The sequence below is a fragment of the Planctomycetota bacterium genome, from assembly GCA_038746835.1.
Taxonomy (GTDB): domain Bacteria; phylum Planctomycetota; class Phycisphaerae; order Tepidisphaerales; family Tepidisphaeraceae; genus JBCDKH01.
In genome coordinates this window covers 1-6,061 of record JBCDKH010000209.1, presented here as the reverse complement: position 1 = coordinate 6,061, position 6,061 = coordinate 1, and the positions used below count along the sequence as shown (strand labels likewise).

Sequence of the window (6,061 nt, the reverse complement as noted above, 5' to 3'; positions counted from 1 at the left end):
CGTCATGCGTCGTGCCAGAGAGAACAACCTGCCCGACGAACTCTGGGGGACGATTTGGCTCGATGACGGCATCACCGCGATCGTGAACAAGCTCGAAGAGCTCGGCGTCGCTGACAACACGATGATCGTCTACTTCGTCGACCACGGCTCGGAGTATCAGAGCAAAGGCACGTGCTACGAGGGCGGGCTGGTCGCACCGACGTTCTTCTACATGCCCGGCACGATCCCCGCGGGGACGACGCAGGATGCGCTGATCCAAAACACCGACTTCGCGCCGACGTTCCTTGAGCTGGCCGGCGTGGAGGCTCCTTCCGACATGAAGATCGACGGCCACTCGCTCGTCGACCTGTTGAAGGGTGGCGACGAGCCTGTCCGCGACGTGATCTACAGCGAGCTTGGCCTGACACGCGCCATTCGAACCGCCGACGGTTGGAAGTACATCGCCTTCCGCGTTCCGCCCAGTCTGGAGCGGACGCTGGACGAGCGGATGGCCGAGCAGGAGGCGTACCTGGCAGAGACGTACGCGTCGATGCCTTGGACGCGTGACGACCCGCAGTTCAGGATCGATCCACAAGCCCGCTACATGCACCAGGGTCGCGGCGCTGGAGGGTCCAGCTTCGAGCGCTACCAGACCCGCGACGGCCTGCCGTTCAAGGACAACTACTACGACCGCGACCAGTTGTACAACCTCAACGACGATCCGCTGGAAACGACCAATCTTGCGGACGATCCACGACACGCGGAGAAACTGGCCGAGATGAAAGCCGAACTGACGGCGATCCTCGAGACCGTGCCAGGCACCTTCATGGACCTCAAGCCGACCGAGTAGTCGGCGATGCCGATCTGGAGCATTTAGATGCGAAACTCACTCAAACTGTCCGCCATGCTTCTTACCGCCTTTGGATACGCGTCCGGCGCCGCCGGTGCCGAAGGGCCAACGCTCGTCGGCGACGAAGGCATGGAAGACATGCCGGCTTCTTGGTCGCTGGTCGAAGAGCTCTCCGACGAGTTCAAGGGCGATGCGATCAACCTCGACAAGTGGCAGATCGAGCCGCGAGCCAACGGCTGGGTCTGGGAAGGTCGAGCGCCAGGCTTGTTTCGCCCAGAGAACGTGAGCGTCGGTGACGGCTCGATGAACGTCGTCGTCGGCAAGCTCGACGAGCCCGTCGTCCGAGGCGATGGTCGCGAGTACCTGTACGAAGGTGCCATTGTCCGCTCGATCGAAGCGGGCCACCCCGGCTGGTACTACGAAGCGCGGGTCAAAGCCAACGCGACGGAGATGTCGACGACGTTCTGGCTGATGACGCCCAACAAGCCCGGGCTCCGAAAGAAGCTCGAACTCGACATTCAGGAGTGCGTCGGCCAGACGTCTGAGCTGACGGAGAAGTGGGGTCGAGACTGGGACGGCATCTTCCACTCGAATGTCATCCACCGCGTCAACGAGTACAACCCCGAGAAGGTCCAGCAGCAAAACATGGTCTACACGGAGACCAAGAACCACGAGCGGTTCTACGTCTACGCCGCGTGGTGGAAGTCGCCCGAAGAGCTCCGGTTCTACCTAGACGGCAAGTACGTCTACTCGATCGTGCCGAGCATCGAGTGGGACGTGCCGTCCTATCTTCAGATGGCCATCGAGACGTACGACTGGAACCCTGTTCCGGACGACGGCGGCAAGGTCGCAAGCGGCACGCTCGAAGAGCGCACGACCCGCTACGACTGGATCCGCGTCTGGAAACCGAACCGCTGAACCGCCTTCACCTTCCCTCTCACGCGAAACGAGAACTCTTCGTGCCGACCGTTGTCACCTTTGGCGAAATCATGATGCGGCTGTCGACGCCGGGTCACACGCGCTTTTCGCAGTCTCCAACGCTCGAGATCACTTTTGGTGGTGGTGAGGCGAACGTCGCCACGAGCCTTGCGCTCTGCGACATCGACGCCGGATTCGTCACGAAGCTCCCGAAGAATGACTGGGGCAACCGCACGATTGCCTCACTCCGCGGCCACGGTGTCAACGTGTCCGGCATCGTCCAAGGCGACGGTCGGATGGGCGTCTACTTCGTCGAGAGCGGTGCTGGCCCGCGGGCAAGCCGAGTCATCTACGACCGTGCGGACAGTGCGATCAGCCTGATCCAGCCGGGTGAGATCGACTGGCAGAAGGTCTTTGCCGGTGCCAAGTGGTTCCACTGGACCGGGATCACACCCGCTCTGGGCGGTCACTGCGTCGGCGAGACGCGTGCCGCTTGCGAGGCCGCCAAGGCGGCGGGTTGCACTGTGAGTGTCGATCTCAACTATCGCAAGAAGCTCTGGACACGCGACGAAGCCAAGGCCGCGATGACCGAGCTCATGCCGTTCGTCGATGTCTGCATCGCCAACGAAGAGGACGCCGAAAGCGTCTTCGGAATCAAGGGCGCGGACGTCGAGACTGGCGAGATCGATCGCGGTCGCTACATCGACGTCGCCCGCCAGCTCACTGAGAAGTTCGGCTTCACGAAGGTGGCGATCACACTTCGTGAGAGCATCAGCGCTAGTCGCAACGGTTGGTCAGCGATGCTGTTTTCAGATGACGACGCGGTGTTCAGTCGCCGGTATGACATCGACATCGTCGACCGCGTCGGTGGCGGCGACAGCTTCGCGGCGGGTTTGATCTACAGCCAGCTCCACGACATGCCAAAGCAAAAGGCCATCGACTGGGCTGTTGCGGCATCGGCGTTGAAGCACACCATTCCCGGCGATGCCAATCTCGTCGGCGTCGACGAGATCGCCACGCTCGCCGGCGGCGACGCTAGCGGTCGCGTCCAGCGGTAAGCGACGACTTGCTGCCCGACTAAAGCGTTACCGTCTTGATCGATACCGACGCGCCGGCCAGACCGTCAGAGGCGAGACGAAGCACGCCCTCGCCAGCGTCCTTCGTTGATTGCACGATGACGAGGCATCGGCCTTTCATGGTCTCGTGCGACTTCGAGTGGTACGGCTGCAGGTTGTCGAGAGCTCCATTGTCGACGCCGAGGTAACGCAACGCCCCTTCGACTTCGATGTCGACGGTGACGTCCTGTGTCGTCACGTCTCGGCCCTCGGCATCGACAAGTTGGATCACCGCGTGTGACACCGCCCGGCCATCGGCCGGAAGCTCCATCCGATCGACCTCGACACGCAAGCCGACCGGTTCGCCGCACGTCTCAAGTTGATCCTGCCCATCGGCGAGCGTCAGCGTTCCCGGCTGGTACGGCACGAGCCAGCGATAAACGCGGTCTTCGAACGAAGACAGTGACTTCCTGCCGAGGCTCTCGCCGTTGAGCATGAGTTCCAGCTCAGGCTCGTTGGAGTAGACCTCGACGACGATCGGTTCCTCGGGCTGGTAGTTCCAGTGACGCTTTACGGCGTACCACGTCCAGGACGCGAATCGCCAGGCGCCCGGGGTTCTCTCAGCGAGCTGCTCGTCGTATCGCGACTCGGCGAGCGGCTGGGTGAAGAGCTTGGCCACCGGCTTGTCAGACCAGGCTGCCCGCATGACGTGGAACGATGGTTTGTCGAAGCCCGCCAAGTCGAGCATTCCAGCGCAAGACGCCTTCTTGGGCCACTTGCCGTTGGCCTCACCCATGTAGTCGATACCGGTCCAGGTAAAGATGCCCGAGACGAACGGCCGCTGTTCGACCGCTTCCCACTCGAACCACTGATTTTTGTTCTCGTTGCCGATGATCGGCAGGTCCGGCTCCCAGCGGTGGCATCGGTCGTAGAGCCGCATGCGATAGCTCATCCCGGCAACATCCTGGACCTGGGCGTAGCCGCTGAAGTAGCTGATGATCGGCAGCACCATGTTGGCCGTGACAGGCCGGGATGTGTCGAGCTCGCGCGTCCAGTCGGCAAGCTTCTGCGCGACAGACGTGAGCGAGCCCTCTCGTTCGTTGAGCTTTCTGCCTGCCTCGGCGAGCTGTTCTTCGGTAAAGATCGACTCGCACTTGGACCATCGACCCCAGCCGTCCTGGTTGATGTCGTCGCCGTCTTCCCAGTAGCCCGAGGCTTCGTGATAGCCGTCGTAGCACCACTCGATCTCGTTGCCGATGCTCCACATGAAGAGGCACGGGTGGTTTCGATCGCGTAGCATCGTCACTCGAAGGTCGTCGCGTGCGTGCTCGTCGAACCAGTGCGAGTAACCCTCCGTGCGGTGATCTTCCGTCCGCATCTTGCAGTTGAGCCGCTTGTCCTTGGGCTTGTCCCACTCGTCGAAAAACTCGTGCTGCACGAGCAGGCCCAGCCGGTCGCACAGGTCGAGAAAGGCAGCGGACGGCGGATTGTGCGCGGTGCGAATGGCGTTGACGCCGCCTTCCATCAGCTTGCGGAGTCGACGCTCCCACACGCCGTCTGGCACGGCCGCCCCGACGAGGCCTGCGTCGTGGTGGAGGCAGACGCCCCGGATCGGAACCCGGCGTCCGTTCAGGAAAAAACCCTCTTCTGCATCGAATCGAAAGCTGCGGAAGCCGACGACCGTCTCCACCTGATCGATGCTCTCGCCGCCGACGACCAGCGCTGTCGTCAGGTGGTACAGGTGCGGATGATCAATGTCCCACAGCCGCGGCTGATCGATCTGAAGCTCGGCCTCAGCGGTTGAGATGCCTGCGGGCAGTGTGACGCCCACTTCACCTTTGGCGACGACCTCTCCGTCGTCGGACCGGACTTCGAGTTTCAACGTCGCGTCGGTCGGACTGTCGTGATTCTCGATCCGGACACGTGCCGCGAGCTTGCCGATCTCAGATGAAGCGACGGTCGCGACCGCAAAGATGCCGTCGCGGCTGACGTGCCGTTGACCGGTGCACACGAGGTCGACGTCGCGATAGATGCCCGAGCCGGTGTACCACCGACTGTCGCCAATGCGCGTCCGATCGACGCGTACCGCAAGGACGTTCGCACCGTCAGTCAGATGGTCGGTGAGGTCGATCGTGACGGGTGAGTAGCCGTAGACCTGGTTCTTGAGGTGTTTGCCGTTGAGCCAGATGTCGGCGTGGTTGTAGATGCCGTCGAACCGAATCGAGCACCGCTCGCCCTCAGGTCGGCTGAAGATCTTTCGGTACCAGCCGATGCCGCCCGGCAGATAGCCGGTGCAGCCTTCGAGGTCTTCGCTGAATTCGCCCTCGACGCTCCAGTCGTGCGGCAGCGTCCGTGCGTGCCAGCCGCTTGCGTCGAGTGACGGGTCTTGGCCGTCGGCGACCTCGCCGAGATGAAAGTGCCAGTGATCGTTGAAAAGCTGGTGGCTCCGCATGCGAAACGGTGGTGGTGTTTGCAAGAACTAGTTCAGTCGCATTCGCAGTCGGCTGTACCCGACCTGACGCTCGAAGGACGACTCGCGCTCGACTTCCGGGACGGCCTCGATCGTTTCGAGCGTGGTCCCGCGGTCACAGAGCACGCTCAGGAGTGTGCGGATGATGAGCCGCGCCTGCGTCGCCCCCAGGCACTTGTGGATGCCGAAACCGAAGCCGACGTGCGGGTTCGGTGTCCGATCGAGCCGGACTTCGTCGGGGGATTCGAAGGTGCCCTCGTCACGGTTAGCCGACGGCCAGCACAGGCCGATCCGCTCGCCGGCAGCGAGTACGTGGTCGAGCACCGTCGCACCGTGCGGACACTTTCTCGCGATGGCTGTGAGAGGTGAGATGAAGCGGACGAACTCCTCAGTCGCCGTCGTGATGCGACTCTCATCTTCGCGGAGGAAGTCCAGGCTTTCTGGATGCTCCGCCAAATGGCCGAAGATGCCCGAGACGCTGTGGATCACCGTGTCGCGTCCACCGGCAAACGCCATGTTCGCAAAGCCGTGCTTCTCTTCGAGCGTGAGCGGCCGACCACGAAACTCGATGCGGTTGAGCGTGCTGAAGAAGTCGTCGTCTTCAGAGCCCTGCTTTTCTTCGAACATGCGGCGGATGTACTCGCCGAGCTGTCCGCCCTTCGCCACGCCGTCGCCCTCTTTGAAGACATGGATGCCCCAGCTGATCCAAAGGTCGGCCTCGCTATCGGGCACGTTGAGCAGCCGCGTCAGCGAACGCGACTGGAGCGGCAGTGCGACCTCGCGAACGAT

The 6,061-nt window shown here is 62.5% G+C and carries 5 protein-coding genes; 3 read left to right on the top strand and 2 right to left on the bottom strand.

Annotated features, from left to right (window positions below; all coding sequences use genetic code 11):
• The 3 genes from AAGI46_15065 to AAGI46_15055 form a co-directional block, all read left to right on the top strand.
• Nucleotides 1-829 (top strand): sulfatase/phosphatase domain-containing protein (locus AAGI46_15065; protein MEM1013528.1); only part of this gene is annotated, 829 nt, incomplete at its 5' end.
• 54 nt (nt 830-883) lie between these two features.
• Nucleotides 884-1,747: a glycosyl hydrolase gene (locus AAGI46_15060; protein MEM1013527.1), complete on the top strand. Its 864-nt coding sequence runs from the start codon at nt 884-886 to the stop codon at nt 1,745-1,747.
• Nucleotides 1,748-1,788: 41 nt separating this feature from the next.
• The gene (locus tag AAGI46_15055) at nt 1,789-2,805 is read left to right on the top strand and encodes a sugar kinase (protein ID MEM1013526.1); all 1,017 of its coding nucleotides are present in this window, start codon (nt 1,789-1,791) and stop codon (nt 2,803-2,805) included.
• Between the two features lie 19 nt (nt 2,806-2,824).
• Here AAGI46_15055 and AAGI46_15050 read toward each other — a convergent pair whose 3' ends face one another.
• A complete protein-coding gene (locus AAGI46_15050; GenBank protein ID MEM1013525.1) occupies nt 2,825-5,254 on the bottom strand; it encodes a glycoside hydrolase family 2 TIM barrel-domain containing protein in 2,430 nt (809 codons plus the stop codon).
• Nucleotides 5,255-5,281: 27 nt separating this feature from the next.
• The coding region (locus AAGI46_15045; GenBank protein ID MEM1013524.1) for a cytochrome P450 at nt 5,282-6,061 on the bottom strand (780 nt) is incomplete at its 5' end.